Annotated in this window: 14 protein-coding genes; 5 read left to right on the top strand and 9 right to left on the bottom strand. The window is 60.2% G+C overall.

The features are described from left to right. Positions 1-46: 46 nt before the first annotated feature. From HYE77_RS27985 to HYE77_RS27995, 3 genes are read right to left on the bottom strand one after another with little or no spacing between them, the layout of a single operon-like run. On the bottom strand, positions 47-1468 hold the full coding sequence (locus HYE77_RS27985) for an efflux transporter outer membrane subunit (protein WP_177070043.1): 1422 nt from the start codon (positions 1466-1468) through the stop codon (positions 47-49). Continuing rightward, entirely contained in the window at positions 1465-3045 is a 1581-nt protein-coding gene (locus tag HYE77_RS27990) for a DHA2 family efflux MFS transporter permease subunit (protein ID WP_003215162.1), read from the bottom strand. The genes HYE77_RS27985 and HYE77_RS27990 overlap by 4 nt, the downstream gene beginning before the upstream one ends. Beyond that, positions 3038-4150: an HlyD family secretion protein gene (locus tag HYE77_RS27995; RefSeq protein WP_008436342.1), complete on the bottom strand. Its 1113-nt coding sequence runs from the start codon at positions 4148-4150 to the stop codon at positions 3038-3040. Before HYE77_RS27995 ends, HYE77_RS27990 begins: the two co-directional genes overlap by 8 nt. 99 nt (positions 4151-4249) lie before the next feature. On the opposite strand from HYE77_RS27995, the gene HYE77_RS28000 reads away from it, so the two are divergent. Then, positions 4250-4954, top strand: a complete 705-nt coding sequence (locus tag HYE77_RS28000) for a CerR family C-terminal domain-containing protein (RefSeq protein ID WP_177009446.1) — start codon at positions 4250-4252, stop codon at positions 4952-4954. 2 nt (positions 4955-4956) lie between these two features. Here HYE77_RS28000 and HYE77_RS28005 read toward each other — a convergent pair whose 3' ends face one another. The 4 genes from HYE77_RS28005 to HYE77_RS28020 form a co-directional block, all read right to left on the bottom strand. Further along, positions 4957-5577, bottom strand: a complete 621-nt coding sequence (locus HYE77_RS28005; protein WP_177070044.1) for a LysE family translocator — start codon at positions 5575-5577, stop codon at positions 4957-4959. 85 nt (positions 5578-5662) lie between these two features. After that, positions 5663-6418, bottom strand: coding sequence for a hypothetical protein (locus tag HYE77_RS28010; protein ID WP_177070045.1), 756 nt, complete (start codon positions 6416-6418; stop codon positions 5663-5665). Further along, on the bottom strand, positions 6408-7001 hold the full coding sequence (locus tag HYE77_RS28015) for a hypothetical protein (RefSeq protein ID WP_177070046.1): 594 nt from the start codon (positions 6999-7001) through the stop codon (positions 6408-6410). Before HYE77_RS28015 ends, HYE77_RS28010 begins: the two co-directional genes overlap by 11 nt. Before the next feature lie 32 nt (positions 7002-7033). After that, complete coding sequence (locus tag HYE77_RS28020; protein WP_177068098.1) at positions 7034-7630, bottom strand: NAD(P)H oxidoreductase; 597 nt, start codon at positions 7628-7630, stop codon at positions 7034-7036. Positions 7631-7731: 101 nt separating this feature from the next. Here HYE77_RS28020 and HYE77_RS28025 point away from each other — a divergent pair, with 101 nt between their 5' ends. Next, complete coding sequence (locus tag HYE77_RS28025) at positions 7732-8637, top strand: LysR family transcriptional regulator (protein WP_177070048.1); 906 nt, start codon at positions 7732-7734, stop codon at positions 8635-8637. A 1-nt stretch (position 8638) separates the two neighbouring features. Here HYE77_RS28025 and HYE77_RS28030 read toward each other — a convergent pair whose 3' ends face one another. Then, positions 8639-10270: a sensor domain-containing diguanylate cyclase gene (locus HYE77_RS28030; protein WP_177070056.1), complete on the bottom strand. Its 1632-nt coding sequence runs from the start codon at positions 10268-10270 to the stop codon at positions 8639-8641. A 153-nt stretch (positions 10271-10423) separates the two neighbouring features. Here HYE77_RS28030 and HYE77_RS28035 point away from each other — a divergent pair, with 153 nt between their 5' ends. Further along, positions 10424-11461 carry an alpha/beta fold hydrolase gene (locus tag HYE77_RS28035; protein WP_003215174.1) on the top strand — a complete coding sequence of 346 codons (1038 nt, stop codon included), beginning with the start codon at positions 10424-10426 and terminating at the stop codon, positions 11459-11461. A 226-nt stretch (positions 11462-11687) separates the two neighbouring features. Here HYE77_RS28035 and HYE77_RS28040 read toward each other — a convergent pair whose 3' ends face one another. After that, positions 11688-12188: an Lrp/AsnC family transcriptional regulator gene (locus HYE77_RS28040; protein ID WP_008436349.1), complete on the bottom strand. Its 501-nt coding sequence runs from the start codon at positions 12186-12188 to the stop codon at positions 11688-11690. 118 nt (positions 12189-12306) lie between these two features. Between HYE77_RS28040 and HYE77_RS28045 the strand changes: the two genes are divergently transcribed. Both HYE77_RS28045 and HYE77_RS28050 read left to right on the top strand, forming a co-directional pair. After that, positions 12307-13341 (top strand): histone deacetylase family protein, encoded by a 1035-nt coding sequence (locus HYE77_RS28045; RefSeq protein WP_008436350.1) that lies wholly within the window; start codon positions 12307-12309, stop codon positions 13339-13341. Positions 13342-13418: 77 nt separating this feature from the next. Next, on the top strand, positions 13419-14828 hold the full coding sequence (locus tag HYE77_RS28050) for an amino acid permease (protein WP_177070058.1): 1410 nt from the start codon (positions 13419-13421) through the stop codon (positions 14826-14828). The last annotated feature ends 168 nt before the right edge of the window (positions 14829-14996 follow it).

Below are 14996 nucleotides of genomic sequence, written 5' to 3' on the forward strand. Positions count from 1 at the left end.
GGGACAAGCCCCCTCGCCACAGGTCAGTGGTCACTCGGGTTATTTGTCACAACGTCCATCCCAACCCCAGCGCCTTGTGCAATGACGCAAAGTCCTTGAGCAACAGCGCATCCCCGGAAATCCGGCTTTCCTGCGCCTGGTACCGCGTACGTTCCGCGTCCAGCCAATCCAGCGTGCTCGCCGTACCTGCCTTATAACGCTGGCGCGTCAGGTCCGCAGCCCGTACCGCCGAAGATTCCACGTTACGCAGCAGCACCACGTTCTGCCGCTGGTTGCCATACCGCGCCAGGGCCACATCCGCATCACGCAACGCACTCAACACCACGCTTTTGTAATGGGCCAGGGCCTCGTCGCGCCCGGCTTGCGCACCTTTGACACTGGCCGCCACCCGGCCGAAATCCAATGCGTTCCAGGTCAGCCGCGGCAACAGCAGCCAGGTGCCGCTGTCCTTGCGCGCCAGGTGCCCGGGATCGGCCGCCGAGAACGACAAGTCGCCCATCAGGCTGAGCTTGGGAAACCAGTCGGCGGTTTTCTCGCCGATCTGCGCGTTGCTGGAAGCCAGTTGGCGCTCTGCCACCCGGATATCCGGGCGTGCTTTCAGGATCGCCGCCGGGTCTGCAAAGGGTACCTGGCTAGGGATAGCGGGCAGGGCGCGGGGAGTGTTGAGGCTCGCGTCCAACTCGCCCGGTTCCAGGCCGCAGAGCAGGTTCAACTGGTCAATCGCCTCGACGATTGACGCTTGCAGCGGCAGGCGTTGGGCCCGGGTGTTTTCGGCCTGTGTCAGGACCTGCTCCAGCTGTAACTGCGAGGCCACGCCACGGCTGCGTCGCTGCTGGGTCAGGTCCAGCGCCTGTTCCTCAATCTCGACACTGGCGTCCACCAGTGCCAGTCGCGCCTGCTGGTCACGCACGTCGGCATAGGTCTGCACCACCTCGGCTGCCAGTTGCACCTGGGCATCGGCCAGTTGCGCCTGCGAGGCGTCGTTTTCCGCCTGGGCCGCCTCGATTGCACGCCGGGTGCCGCCGAACAGGTCGGCCTCCCAGCTGGCATCAAACCCGGCGAGGTAAAGGCTCAATGGCCCGCGACCACCGCCACTGCTGCCACCCAGCGCCGAGGTGTCGGGGGAGCGCAGCTTCAGCATCGCTGCATCGCCGGTGATCTTGGGCAGGGCGTTGGCGTTGGCGCCACTCAGACTGGCTCGCGATTGCTTGAGGCGCGCCTGGGCGGTCGCCATGTCCGGACTGTTTTGCAGGGCCTGGGCCACCAATTGGTTGAGCTGCGGATCGCCCAGGGCTTGCCACCACTGGGCGACCGCGGGCGTACGCGGCAGGCCTATGTCGGCGTGGGGCAAGTGCCCGGCCGCGAGGGTCTTTGGCGAGGCATCCGGCGCGCCCTGGTAGTCCGGCCCCACGGTACACGCCGTCAGCAGGCCGACGGTGAAGAGCAAGGGAAGTGAGCGATAACTCATGTTCGTTGGCCTGCCTGCGCCGCGCGCTTTTTCAGGATGAAGATCAGGGGAAGGCACGCCAGCATGGCGAGTCCCAGCACGTAGAACGCGTCGTTGTAGGCCATCACCGCCGCTTGTTGGGCGATGTCGTTGGCCAGATGACTGAGGGCCTGCAGCGAGGCGGTGGACGGGTCGCCGGTTTGCGCCAGGTAGCTGGCGGTATCGCTCGCCATTTGATCCTGGGTCAACTGGGTGTTGGCCTGGATGCCTTCGCGCAACATGTCGTCGTGGAAGTGGCTGCGCCGGTCCATCAGTACGCCGAGCAGCGCCAGCCCCAAGGTACCGCCGAGGTTGCGTGACATGTTGTAGAGCCCGGCCGCGTCACCCGCATCGCGGGTTTCCACCGAGCGCATCGACAGTTGGCTGAGGGGCATCATCACCAGGATCTGCCCGAAGCCCCGCAGGATCTGCGACCAGTAGAAATCATGGCCGACGCTCTGGGCGGTGAGCTGGGTGTCGAGAAAGCAGCTGGCCCAGTACATCAACAAACCCACGCCGACCATCATCCGCAGGTCCAGGCGGCCAAGCATTCGCGGCAGGATCGGCATCAGCAGGAACGCCGGAATCCCCGACAGCAACATGATCGAACCCGACTGTTGCGCGTTATAGCCCGACAGGATGCCGAGGAACTGCGGCACCAGGTACGCCGTGCCATAGAGCCCGGCGCCGACCGCCGTGGCGATCAGCAGCACGCTGCCGAAGCTGCGGTTGAGCACCAGTTGCAGGCGCAGGATCGGCGTACTCGAGCGGACTTGCCCGACGGCAATCAGGAAGAAGCCGATCACCATCGTGATGCTCAACCAGATGATCAACTGCGAATCGAACCAGTGTTCGCGCTGGCCTTCTTCCAGCACCACGGTGAGTGAACTCAGGCCCATGGCCAGGCCAATGATGCCCAGCCAGTCGGCCTTGATGAATTGCTGGAGGTTCATGCGGTCGCTGGGCAGGCCGGTGATCAGCAAGGTGATCAAGGTGATGCTGACGGGCAGGTTGATGAAGAAGCACCAGCGCCAGTTGATATTTTCCGTGAGCCATCCGCCAATCACCGGGCCCAGCAGCGGACCGAGGATCACCGTCATGCCGAACATCGTGGTGCCGATTGCCAACTGATGGGCAGGCAGGCGGGTGCGCACGATGGTCTGCGCGGTCGGGATCATCGCGCCGCCGGCAAAACCCTGGCCGATACGCCCGGCGATCATCGCGCCGAGGCTTGAGGAGAGCCCGCAGAACATCGAGAAAAACGTGAACATCAACGCGGTGCCGATCAGGAACCGGCGCAGGCCGAATACCCGGGTCAGCCAGGCGGCGAGGGGAATCATGACGATTTCCGACATCAGGTAACCGGTGGCGATCCACGTGCCCTCGGTACCGGTCGCGCCGATCTGGCCCTGGATCTGCGGCAGCGCCGAGTTGGTGATCGAGATGTCCAGGGTCGCCAGCAAGGCGCCCAGCGAGCCGGCGGCAACCGCGATCCAGTCGGTCAGCGAAGCGTTGCGCGGTTTGTCCGCGGGCACTTCGGTCAAGATGGCTTCAGCCATGGTTGGCGTCTGCCTTGTGGGTGCGGGTGTCGACTTCCACGGTGGCGGACAAGCCGGGCACCAGTGCCTGGCGCACGTCGTCATCCGGTACATCCAGGGAAATCCGCACCGGCACGCGCTGCACGATCTTGGTGAAGTTGCCGGTGGCGTTGGACGGCGGCAGCAACGCGAACTGTGCGCCGGTGCCGGGGGACAGGCTGTCGATATGGCCCTGAATATCATGGCCTGGCAGTGCGTCCACATGCACGGTGACGGTCTGCCCGGCGCGCATCTCGCCGATCTGGGTTTCCTTGTAGTTGGCGGTCAGGTAGATCGCGCTCACCGGCACCACTGTCAACAAGCGTGTGCCCGGCTGCACGTATTGGCCGACGCGTACACCGCGATCAGCGACGCGGCCATCGAGCGGGCTGCGAATCACCGCGTCGTCCACGTCCAGCTGGCTCTGGGCTTCGCTGGCCTTGGCCACGCCGAGTTGCGCCTGGGCTTGCTTGAGCTGGGCTTCGAGGGTGCCGTAGCGGGTCTGGCTGGAGCGCAACGCGGCCTGCTTGGCGGCCACGGTGCTGCGGGCCTGGGCGAGCTGGTTGTTGAGCTGCGCCAGGCGTTCTTCCGGCTCGGCCCCGGAACGCGCCAGCGGCGCATAACGTGCGACTTCGGTTTGCGCGTGCTGGGCGTCGGCCTGGGCGCCTTGCAGTTGGGCCCGTGCTTCGGCGATGGTCGAGTCCTGTTGCACCAGGTCGGCCTGGGCCTTGGCAAAGTCAGCCTCGCGGGCCGCAATCGTCGCCGAGGCTTCGTCACTCACTGCCTGGTATTTGCGCGCATCCAGGCGCACCAGCACGTCGCCACGCTTCACGTTCTGGTTGTCGGCCACCAGCACCTCGGCGACGTAGCCGTTGATTTTCGGCGCCACGCTGATGCTGTCGGCTTGCAGATAGGCGTCGTCGGTGGTCTCGATAAAGCGCCCGGTGAGCCACCACCAGGCGCCCCACGCCAGCCCGGCCAACAGCGCCACGCCGGCGAGTGACAGTAGAATCCGTCGGGCTTTGCCACGTTGGCCGTTGACGGTGGTTTCAGGAATGACCTGAGGAGAGGGAGGTGCAGCGGACATCAAGTCACTCCAGTTTTATATCAGTTGGAATAAATTCGTTTTTTCGCGAATTTTTGTCAACTGGTATATTTTGGTTACGTTAAAAAAATGGAGTGGCACATGGCACGACACAAACCGGCCGCCGAAGGGGGTTATCAGCGGGGTGAAGAAACCCGCGCACGCATTATCGAGGCGGCTGTCGAGGTATTTGGCGAGCGTGGCTACGACGGCGCGTCCACGCGAGACATCGCGAATGCTGCCGGCGTCAATGCGCCCGCGATCCAGTACTACTTCGATGGCAAGGAAGGCGTGTACCTGGAATGCGTCGAGCACTTGATCACGCTGTTGTGGCAAAAGATGGCGCCTACCGTTGAAGCCGCAGAAGGTGCGCTGGCCGATCCCGGGGTCGACGATCAGAGGTTGATCGACGCCTCACTGGGCATTCTCGGCGCGGTGGTTTCAACGATCCAGGACAGTCCCCAGACCACCGCGTGGCGAGCGTTTCTTGATCGCCATCAAGCCGGGCTCTGCCCTGAAAGCGCGACCATGGCGTTCGAGGAACGCTTCAAGGCGCGCATCGCCAACGTGATCCGCCTGCTGATCGCGCGCGTTGCCGGCCTTGCCGTTGACGACGAGCGCACGGTGATCCACTCGATGGCGCTGTTCACCCAGGGCCTGGCGTTTCGGGTGCAGAAACCCAAGCTGCTCTCCGCCTTGAACTGGACCGAAGTGAGCCAGAAGGAAATGGAACTGGTGCGGGATGTGGTGCTGATGCAGGCGCGGTTTACCCTGGAAGGCCTGGTACGGCATCGGGACCGGCGCTGACTTCAGCGCTTGCTGAAGGCCAGCCGGGCCGCGAACAGCACGAATATCATGCCGGTGGTGCGGTCCATCCACTTGATCACCTTTTCACGCCGCAGCACACCGGCCAATGGCTGCGTGGCACCGATCAGTATCAGTGACCAGGCCAGGCTGATCACCACGTGGATGCTCACCAGCCCGAACGTCCACGCCACCAGCGGATGCCCCTGGGGAATGAACTGCGGCAGGAAAGACACGTAGAAAATCCCGATCTTGGGGTTGAGGACGTTGCCCATCATGCCTTTCAGGAACCAGTTGGCGCCGGGCTTTCCATCGGCCTCGACGGACGCCAGCGAACTGCGCGGACGCACCAGCATGTTCAAGCCCAGCCACGCCAGGTAAGCCGCGCCGCAGTACTTCAAGACGTTAAAGGCCACCTCGGACACGGCAATCAACGCGCCCAGCCCAAAGGCCACCGCTGCACCCCACAGCAGGCAGCCGGCATTGATACCCAGGGTGGCGCGCAAGGCTTGTTGCTTGCCCTCCACCGTTGCAGTGCGCAATACCAGGGCCGTGTCCAGTCCGGGCGTTAACGTGAGCAACGTGGCGGCGAAGGTGAAGGCGAGCAGGTTATCGGTGATGGACATGGGCAGGCGACGCCGAAACAGGAAAGGGCCTTAGCATAAGCCTGCCAGGCTTTAAGGTGGTGTACAACTTTACAGGGCGGACCGACTAATACTTCGCACACTTCAACGGTAACGGCTTGCCAACGCTGGGGTACCACACATCGCGGGTGCTACGGCGATCTGCGTAGAGCACGAATGCGGTCAGGTACTTCGTGATGGTCTCTTCAAAGATTGTCTTGTAGTGGACTTTAATGACTATCGGGACTCTTACTATGTGTGAGTAGGTGCCTGCATCAGGGCTGTTCGGTGTGGAAGGCTCGTCCGGCGCTTCTTGTGCAACCAAGCTTCCATCAAAAGGGCAGAAGTGCTCGATATCGACGCTGGAGTGGACTTTTGCAACAAGTTGCTCTAGCGAGACAAAAGGAAAGTCCATGCTTGAATGCCTTGGGATTGTCCATTTTCGAGTCCCCAGCTGGGCGGCCACTTTGCTTTGGCTCAATTTGAACGGCTTGAGCGCTGAGTAAGTACCGGCGGAGGATGGATCCATCAAATCAACCGTCACGTCACGAGCGGGGATTTCAGATATGTTTTTTAGCGCGAGCGAAAGATAAGATCTGCCGTTATCCTCAAACATATTCAGAAAGTGGACCTTTTCTGCTTCGACAAGCGTGGGGTGAGTTGCGATCAGGTACACGTCCTGCGGAGAGTTTTTGTTGAAGTAACAGCTGATGTTTACGGTGCCTCCCTGTTGGATGTTTTCGATATTCGAACTGCAGTCTCTATGGGTGGTCTGGTCAGCATAGGCGTTAGAGAAAATGCCCAGAACCAATACTCCGGCATACCGCCTGGTTTTATTTCGCATTTATATTTACTACGCCTCCGGATACGTTTTGAATATTATGACTGCCGTTTCCGTGGGTGGTTTGGTTATTGCTCGTAGTGGGCGGCTGTTTGGCGCGTGTGCGCGACTGATTAGTATCGTTTAATAATGAGTGGAACACGTCGAGCCGGCACGAGTTGGACTCTTTGATTGCATCAAGGACTTGGTCTTTTAAAACGCCTTGATGCTGTTGTGTGTCGTAGTCAGCCTTGAGGTTCAGCCCGAGGTCAGCCAGTGCGCGTGATAGTTTTGACAGCTGCGCATTAACTCCGCCTGCCACCTTCAACTCGCTGCTTTCGCCTTTGTCCGAAAAGCTAGCGCAAATCGTGGCGGCTGTGTCGGTTATTAACTTGATCTTTTTATCGTTCAGGTCAGATGTACTTGTTTCGCCCCCCAGGCAGGTGGTAACAACAGCAATACATGTCAATCCGATCAAACCAGTTGTTTTTTTCATAGAGCATAAGCGTCCCGATACGTGTCTGTAGTAGGTCGGCCAGGTCGCTTGAAACTTTAAGCCGTCAACGAGATGATTCAACAAGTCGCCACGGAAGCCGTGGCGTGCCATCGACGCTCGATTCCTGTGAGGCGCCCTCAGCGTTATGCAGCCAGCAGATACAACTCGTGTTTCGCCTGCTGGATCAAGCCATGATGATGATGGTTCATGTCTTCGATACTCTCCTCAAACGCCAGGGTGTTGTACAAGAACGTGACCCTGGAGTCTTCCACGCCGGAGTATTTGGCGATGCCATCGTTGAGCAGGTCTTGCATGTAGGCATCTTTTTTATGCGACTCGAACTTGCCCTGCGCGCCGCCCACAAGGGCAATCCAGCGGATGGAAGAGTAGGGCAGTTGCTTGCCGTTGCCGTAGGTCAAACCGTAGTTCCAGACCCGGTCAACGTAGCCTTTCAAAATCGCTGGCATGGAATACCACCAGACCGGAAACACGACAAAGGCCATGTCTGATCCGGCCATCTGGTCAAACAACTGATAAACCTGCTCGCTGTATGGCTTATCCGAGTTGCTGAAGTCGGGTTCGTCTTCCTCGCGCAGTACCGGGTCGAAACCGGCGCGGTACAGGTCCAGTTCGCGCACGTTGATTTCCTTTTCGGCAGCGGCGGCTTTAAGTGCGGTCACGACTTGCGAGGTGAGTGAATTTTCCCGTGGGTGAGCCCAGATAATGTGTGCTGTTTTCATGATGTCGCCTCTGTTCAAGTTGCTGAAGTGCAGAGACTAATGCAAGATTATTGTTCTGATAATGGCTGTAAAAATAACTCAGTATTGAAGAGTATTCATCAATGAAGCCAAGGCTTGCCGACCTCATTACGTTCTCTGCCGTGGCCAGGCACCAGAGTTTCAAGAAGGCCAGCGTCGAACTGGGCGTCTCGCCATCGGCCATCAGTCATTCGATTCGTCAGTTGGAGGAGCAACTGCAATTACGTCTGGTCAACCGCACTACCCGCAGCGTTTCATTGACGCAAGTGGGGCTTAAGCTGTTTGAAAATCTTGCACCGGCCATCAAGGGCATCGATGAAGCGGTTGAGGGAATTATGCCCTTTCGGGAGTCCCCGACCGGGTCGTTAAAAATAACCGCAGCACGCCAGGCCGCCAGGCTGTTTTTATCGAAGCTATGTACTGACTTCGTGCGCGAGTATCCGAATATCAGTGTCGAACTGTTTGCTGAAGACCGTCTGCTGAACATCACCCAGGATGGGATGGACGCTGGGGTGAGACTCGGTCATGTGGTCTCGGAAAATATGATCGCGGTGCCGGTCAGCCCGAGCCTCAGGTTTGCCGTCGTTGCCAGCCCTGACTACTTGCAACGATCCGGGCACTCCGCGCCGCGTAAGCCCCAGGACTTACTGAAGCATGACTGCGTTGCCTTTCGTTTTCCGACATCCGAGCGCGCCTACTCGTGGGAGTTCGAGAAGAACGCCGATGTGATACGGATCGACGTCAACAGCAATATGGCCGTCGATGACATGGACGTGGCGCTGGACGCCGTGTTGAACAGCGCCGGTATTGGCTACTTCCATGAGGAGCAGATCCAAGCGCTCGTTCAAGCCGGCAAGCTGGTGCGGTTGTTGGAGGACTGGCTCCCGGAGCGGCCCGGTTTTTTCCTGTATTACCCCAGCACCAGAAATCGCTCGTTCGCCTTCAAGACCTTTCTCGCGTTCTTGAAGGCAAACGTTCAGTCAAAGTGACTCACGCCACCTGGTTACGCCCCGACGACTTGGCCCGATACAACTGCTGATCCGCACGCTTGATCAGCACTGTGGTGTCGCTGTCCGAAGCTTCAACGAGCCCGACGCCAATACTCACCGTGACCTGCCCAACGGTCTCGAAATGCGCTCCGGCAATTGCCGCGCGAATCTTCTCGGCCACCACGTCCGGGCTGTCCGGCGCTTCGACTTCCGGCAACAGCACCGCAAACTCTTCACCGCCGTAACGGGCGACGAAGTCGGTGGCGCGGGTGGCGTCCTGAATCAGCTGCGCGAGCTGGCGCAGTACATCGTCCCCGACGGCATGCCCATGGGTATCGTTGATCCGCTTGAAATGATCAACGTCGATCAGCAGCAAGGCAAATGCGCGCCCGCTGCGCTGGAACAGCAGGCTGTACTCCGCCAGTTTTTCATCGAAGCGCCGACGGTTGTAGACGCCTGTGAGGGCGTCATGGCTGGCGAGGTTCAACAGCTCGGCATTGGCCTGGGTGAGGGCGGCAGTGCGCTGGGCGACGGTGGCTTCCAGGGACGCATTGGTGTCCTGCAGCTCGCGCTCCTTGCCAAGCAGCGATTGGGTCATGCCCTTGATGGAGCGCCCGAGCTGGGCGATTTCCAGTACGAAATGGTCTTGAGGGAAATACGCGCCAGGCTGTTGGTTTTGGACCTGCTTGGCTGAGCGCGCGAGTTCTTCGATGGGCCGGCTGAGGTACGACGCCAGGTAATACGCCACGAGGCCGAAAATCACCGCGGCAATGACGCCCAACAGCAGCAGTTTGTAGAGCAATACGCGGGCAGGGTGCAGGGCGATTTCCAGCGGCTGGCGCATCACGATGTACCAGGTCACGCTGGAATTCGACGGGCTGGGCACCGCCACGGCGCTGGTCACGTAGCCGTTGTCGACCGACCAGCCGGTGTCATTGGCCAGGCGGTCCTGGGGCAGTTGCTGGCCGGCCAGTTGTTCCGGGTAGAGCACCTTGCCGTCGTTGTCGATGATCAGCGCCTCGATGTCCGGCGTATTGCCTTTGGCCGCTTCGACAATTTGTGTCACCCACGTCCAGTGGGCGTGAGCCCCCAGTACGCCGATCACCTGGCCCCCGGCATTGCGAATCGGTGCGGCAAAGTCGATGAAGCGCCAGGGCTCACCGTTGGAGCCCGGCAGCAGCTTGGCAAGCAGTACCGCCTCGTGGGGATCGCCGGTGTAGTTGCCCTGCAAACCCGCCTGGAACCAGGGCCGTGCCGTTACGGATTGGTTGACCAGCAGCCCATTCACCGCCTGGCGCACACGCCCGTCGGTGTCGGCGACGCCCATCCATGCGTACTCGGCGCGGGACTGGGTGCGCTGTTCCATGGAGGTCAGTATGTCCGGATCGTCCAGGTTGCCCCGTCTGAACAGCGGTGCGCGGCTGAGCAGCGACACTTCGAGCTGGCGTTCACGCAGCTGCACCGCCAGTAGCGCGGCGGTGGAGCGGGCAGTGCTCAACAAGGCATTGCCACTGGCCAGTTTCAGTTGCTCGGTAGCGATGTGCCCAACGTAGAACCCTACGCTCACCAGGGTGAGCAGCGACAAACCGGCAAACCAGAGGGTCAGGTGACTACGCAGGCTGGCTTTGATCATTGGGGGCTATCTGAAAGGAGTGTGACTACATGGTAGTCGTACCATTCGGATAGTTGCCATAGCCTGATGATTTATACGCGCATTGATTTCCCACCTGCTTTCCCATGACGGCCATGCCAGAATATGGCGCTTAGCCACTTAGGGAACTCAAGGATGAAAACGCTGTGTGCTGCGCTGTTGTTGACGGTTGTAACCGGTCTGGCCCAGGCCAATGAGGTTCGGATCGGCTTCCAGGAAATAGTGATTCCCGACGCGGAGCACGGCAGGCCGTTGCAGGTGGCGGTGTGGTACCCGACCCATGCTTCCGGCACACCAGAACTGATTGCTGACAATCCGGTGTTTGTCGGCGCGCCGGCCTTGAAGGACGCCGCACCGGCCGCCGGCGAGCATCCGTTGGTGGTGATCTCCCACGGCATCTTCGGCAACTGGATCAACCAGTCCTGGCTCGCCAGTGCGTTGGCCGGGCAGGGTTATATCGTCGCCTCGCCCAACCACCCCGGCACCACCAGCAAGGACCGCACACAGCCGGCCGCTTCCGAGCTGTGGAAACGGCCCCTCGATATCCATCGGGTGATTGATGCCGTGATTGCCCAGCCGAAACGCTTCGGCGCGGTGGCCCAACGCAAGATCGCCGTCGTCGGGCACTCCCTCGGTGGCTGGACCGCACTCGAAGTCGGCGGTGCCCGCTTTGATCCGCAGCGCTTTACCGAGGACTGCAAGTTGCATCCGGAAATTGCCCCTTGCAAGGCCTACGAACAACTTGAGGTTGGTCGCACCGAGCAGGCGAGGCAGCGACTGGCCGGTGACTTGAGCGACCCGCGCGTGGCGGCCATTGTTTCCCTGGACCTGGGATTCGCCCGCGGCTTCAGCGATGCCAGCCTCGCGGCGCTGAACCGCCCCACGCTGGTGATTGCGGCGGGCACACCGTCGCCGGAATTGCCCGCCGCACTCGAGTCGGCCGACTTGGCCAAGCGCCTGCCGCAGAAGACTTCGCGCTACGTGGAAATCAGCGACGCCACGCACTTCAGCTTCCTGCCCATCTGCAAGCCGGGCGCGGTGGAGCGGATTGAACAGAGCGACCCCGGCGAAGGCTTTATCTGCCTGGATGCCAAGGGTGCTCGTCCCAAGCCGCAGATCCAGCAGCAGGTGCTCAGCCTGATCAGCGAGTTCCTGCAGCAGTCCCTGCGCTAGCCGTCAGATATCTTCGGACAACACACAGCCTGTGGCGAGGGAGCTTGCTCCCGCTGGGGTGCGCAGCAGCCCCGGCAATCCGCCAAACGCCACTGCTCTGTCAGAAAACCACTAACCCGTGGCGAGGGAGCTTGCTCCCGCTGGGGTGTGAAGCGCCTCCAACGACAGGACCGCTACGCAGTCCAACGGGAGCAAGCTCCCTCGCCACAATGGTATTTGCATCGGATCACTTCCCAACCCGCCCCGGAATCGCCACCCGACTTGTCGCCTTCACCTCCCGCAACGCCAGGCTCGACTGAATCGACGCAATCCCCAACTGCCGCCGCAACACGCTCTCCACAAAATCGCTGTAGGCGTCCAGATCCTCCGCCAGCACCTGCAGCAGATAATCCGCATCCCCGGTGATCTTGTGGCAGGACTGCACCTGCGGCAGCTCCTTGATCACGGCCTCAAAGTCCTCTGGCGTATGGTCGGAATGCACGGCAAACCGCACATGCACAAACGCCATGATCTCCAGGCCCAGCATCTTGCGATCGAGGTTGGCCTGGTAGTCCTTGATCACGCCTTCTTCCTCCAGCCGCTTGCGCCGTCGCCAGCATGGAGTGAGGCTCAATGACAGGCGCTCGCTGAGTTCTGCGTTGGAAATACTCGCGTCTTCCTGCAGCAAGGCGAGGATGGCGAGATCGGTGTCGTCAAGTGCGACCTGTCTGGTTTTATTTTTCTTCATGGCAGCTCTTTGGGGTAAAAATTCCCGATTACGCTAGCATCGGCGCACGTAAAAGCAAAGAAAGCCCACCGCAGCCAGAACAAAATAATCACCTGTCTTTCACGGGTGGATGTCTTTCATGTTGACTGTTTTCAGCGACTCTCATCGTTTGCACCATGGCACCGAACTCAAGGATGGCGTGCTCAAGCCGTCCTTCGAACAACCCAGCCGCGCCGACACGGTGCGTGACCGGGTCAAGCACGTGGGCCTGGGCGATATCATCGTCCCGCGCACCTTCGACCGGGCCTGTTACGTCAATGCCCACAGCGAACGCTACGTGTCCTTCCTGGAAACCGCCTGGGCCGAATGGACGGCGATTGGCCGTGCCCATGACGCCTTGCCGCTGGTGTGGCCGGTGCGGGACCTGGCCAATGAGCAGGTGCCGGAATTCATCGACGGCAAGCTCGGGTTTTTCGCGATGGATGCCGGTTCACCGATCACCAGCACCACCTGGGAAGCGGTGAAGACCAGCGCCGATATCGCGCTCACCGGCCTGGCATTGATTGATGAAGGCCACGACAGCGCCTTCGCCCTGTGCCGGCCACCGGGCCACCATGCGGCGCGGGAATACATGGGTGGTTATTGCTACCTGAATAACGCAGCCATTGCCGCGCAACAGGCGATCACCCAAGGCGCCAAACGGGTCGCGGTGCTGGACGTGGATTTCCACCACGGCAACGGCACGCAGAACATCTTCTACAACCGCAATGACGTGATGTTCGTCTCGCTGCATGGCGATCCGTCCGTGTCGTATCCCTACTATTCGGGCTTCAGTGCCGAGCGCGGTGCCGGGGCGGGCGAGGGGTTCAACCTGAACTACCCGCTGGCGAAAAACACCGGGTGGAGCACCTACAAAGAAGCGTTGCTCGACGCCTGCAATCAACTCAGAAAGTTCTCGCCGCAAGTGCTGGTGATTTCCCTCGGCGTCGACACCTTCAAGGACGATCCCATCAGTCATTTCCTGCTGGAAAGCCGCGACTTCCTCGGCATCGGCGAGATCATCGCCAGCGTCGGCGTGCCCACGCTGTTTGTGATGGAAGGCGGCTACATGGTCGATGAAATCGGCATCAACGCGGTCAACGTGCTGCACGGTTTCGAGAACAAACACGCCTGACCCCAATGCCATTCCAACAATAAACAACGCCTGACTTTTTTCTGCCAAAACTCAAAAACATAACAAGAGGTTTTGTGATGAAAACAACCGTGCCCGGGCTGATTGAAAAGCCCGCTTTGCAACGCACCCTCAACAACCGCCATATCCAACTGATGGCCATGGGCGGTGCGATCGGCACCGGCCTGTTCATGGGCTCGGGCAAGATCATCGCGCTGTCCGGCACCTCGATCATCCTGATCTACATGATCATCGGGCTGTTTGTGTATTTCGTGATGCGCGCCATGGGTGAGCTGCTGCTGTCCAACCTGAACTTCAAGAGCTTCGCCGACTTTGCCGGTGCCTACCTGGGGCCGCGTGCGGCGTTTTTTCTCGGCTGGTCGTACTGGCTGAGCTGGAGCGTGGCGGTGGTGGGGGATGCGGTGGTGGTCGGGGGCTTTTTCCAGTACTGGTTCCCGCACGTGCCGGCCTGGATACCGGCGATTGCAATGCTGCTGACCCTGTTTGCCCTGAATGTGCTGACGGTGCGGCTGTTCGGCGAGGTGGAGTTCTGGTTTGCGATCATCAAGATCATCGCCGTGGTGACCCTGATCAGTGTGAGCGTGGTGTTGATTGCCAGCTCGTTTGTGTCGCCCACCGGCGTCACGGCTTCCCTGAATCATTTGCTGGATAAACAGGCGGCGTTTCCCAATGGCGTGTTCGGCTTCTTTGCCGGGTTCCAGATGGCGATCTTCTCGTTTGCCGGTACCGAGTTGATCGGCACGGCGGCGGCCGAAACCCGTTCGCCGGAGAAGACACTGCCCAAGGCAATCAACTCGATTCCGCTGCGGATCATCCTGTTCTACGTGCTGGCCTTGGCCTGCATCATTGCGGTGACATCCTGGGAGCAGGTGTCGCCCAGCAAGAGCCCCTTTGTCGAGCTGTTCCTGGTGGCCGGCTTTCCCGCCGCCGCCGGGATTGTGAATTTCGTGGTACTGACCTCAGCGGCTTCTTCGGCCAACAGCGGGGTGTTTTCGGCGAGTCGCATGTTGTTCGGCCTGGCGGACCTGGGAGACGCACCCGGGATATTCCGACGACTGTCGAAAAACAGCGTGCCGTTTATCAGCCTGGCGTTTACCACCTTCCTGATGCTGCTGGGCTTGTTGCTGCTGTTTATAGTCCCGGAAGTGATGACGGCCTTTACCATCGTCTCCACCGTTTCGGCGATCCTGGTGATCTTTACCTGGTCGACCATCCTGGCGTCCTACATCGCCTATCGGAAAAAGTGCCCGGAGCTACATGAAAAATCCCTCTACAAAATGCCCGGTGGCGTGCCGTTGGCGTGGGTTTCACTTGGCTTCATGGCGTTCGTACTTTGCCTGCTGGCACTTCGCCCAGATACCCGCCTGGCCCTTTGCGTGATGCCTGCATGGTTTATATGGCTGGCGGTTGCCTACCATTTCTCGCATTTTCGCCACCGACTTCGGCCTGATCAGCGCACGGCGCAGTAGCGGTTGTCGTACAACCGCAGGCCATTCAACCCTCGAACAAGGCCGGCTTGTACGGCCTTTTCATGACGGTTTTTTCATCGGTACATGACAAAAATTTCACAATCTGCGCCATCGGCCCCATGCCACAATCCGCAGCGTTTGCAGGGCCGCAACGGTATTCGCTCGAAG

The organism is Pseudomonas sp. IPO3774 (assembly GCF_013386835.1).
GTDB lineage: Bacteria > Pseudomonadota > Gammaproteobacteria > Pseudomonadales > Pseudomonadaceae > Aquipseudomonas.

Bases quoted from the DNA above. Each gene is read 5' to 3' on its own strand.
- HYE77_RS28010 (WP_177070045.1), bottom strand. From the start codon at position 6,418: ATGCGAAATAAAACCAGGCGGTATGCCGGAGTATTGGTTCTGGGCATT.
- HYE77_RS28040 (WP_008436349.1), bottom strand. From the start codon at position 12,188: ATGAAGAAAAATAAAACCAGACAGGTCGCACTTGACGACACCGATCTC.
- HYE77_RS28015 (WP_177070046.1), bottom strand. From the start codon at position 7,001: ATGGCACGCCACGGCTTCCGTGGCGACTTGTTGAATCATCTCGTTGAC.
- HYE77_RS28025 (WP_177070048.1), top strand. From the start codon at position 7,732: ATGAAGCCAAGGCTTGCCGACCTCATTACGTTCTCTGCCGTGGCCAGG.
- HYE77_RS28035 (WP_003215174.1), top strand. From the start codon at position 10,424: ATGAAAACGCTGTGTGCTGCGCTGTTGTTGACGGTTGTAACCGGTCTG.
- HYE77_RS28050 (WP_177070058.1), top strand. From the start codon at position 13,419: ATGAAAACAACCGTGCCCGGGCTGATTGAAAAGCCCGCTTTGCAACGC.
- HYE77_RS28030 (WP_177070056.1), bottom strand. From the start codon at position 10,270: ATGATCAAAGCCAGCCTGCGTAGTCACCTGACCCTCTGGTTTGCCGGT.
- HYE77_RS28005 (WP_177070044.1), bottom strand. From the start codon at position 5,577: ATGTCCATCACCGATAACCTGCTCGCCTTCACCTTCGCCGCCACGTTG.
- HYE77_RS27990 (WP_003215162.1), bottom strand. From the start codon at position 3,045: ATGGCTGAAGCCATCTTGACCGAAGTGCCCGCGGACAAACCGCGCAAC.
- HYE77_RS27995 (WP_008436342.1), bottom strand. From the start codon at position 4,150: ATGTCCGCTGCACCTCCCTCTCCTCAGGTCATTCCTGAAACCACCGTC.
- HYE77_RS27985 (WP_177070043.1), bottom strand. From the start codon at position 1,468: ATGAGTTATCGCTCACTTCCCTTGCTCTTCACCGTCGGCCTGCTGACG.
- HYE77_RS28020 (WP_177068098.1), bottom strand. From the start codon at position 7,630: ATGAAAACAGCACACATTATCTGGGCTCACCCACGGGAAAATTCACTC.
- HYE77_RS28000 (WP_177009446.1), top strand. From the start codon at position 4,250: ATGGCACGACACAAACCGGCCGCCGAAGGGGGTTATCAGCGGGGTGAA.
- HYE77_RS28045 (WP_008436350.1), top strand. From the start codon at position 12,307: ATGTTGACTGTTTTCAGCGACTCTCATCGTTTGCACCATGGCACCGAA.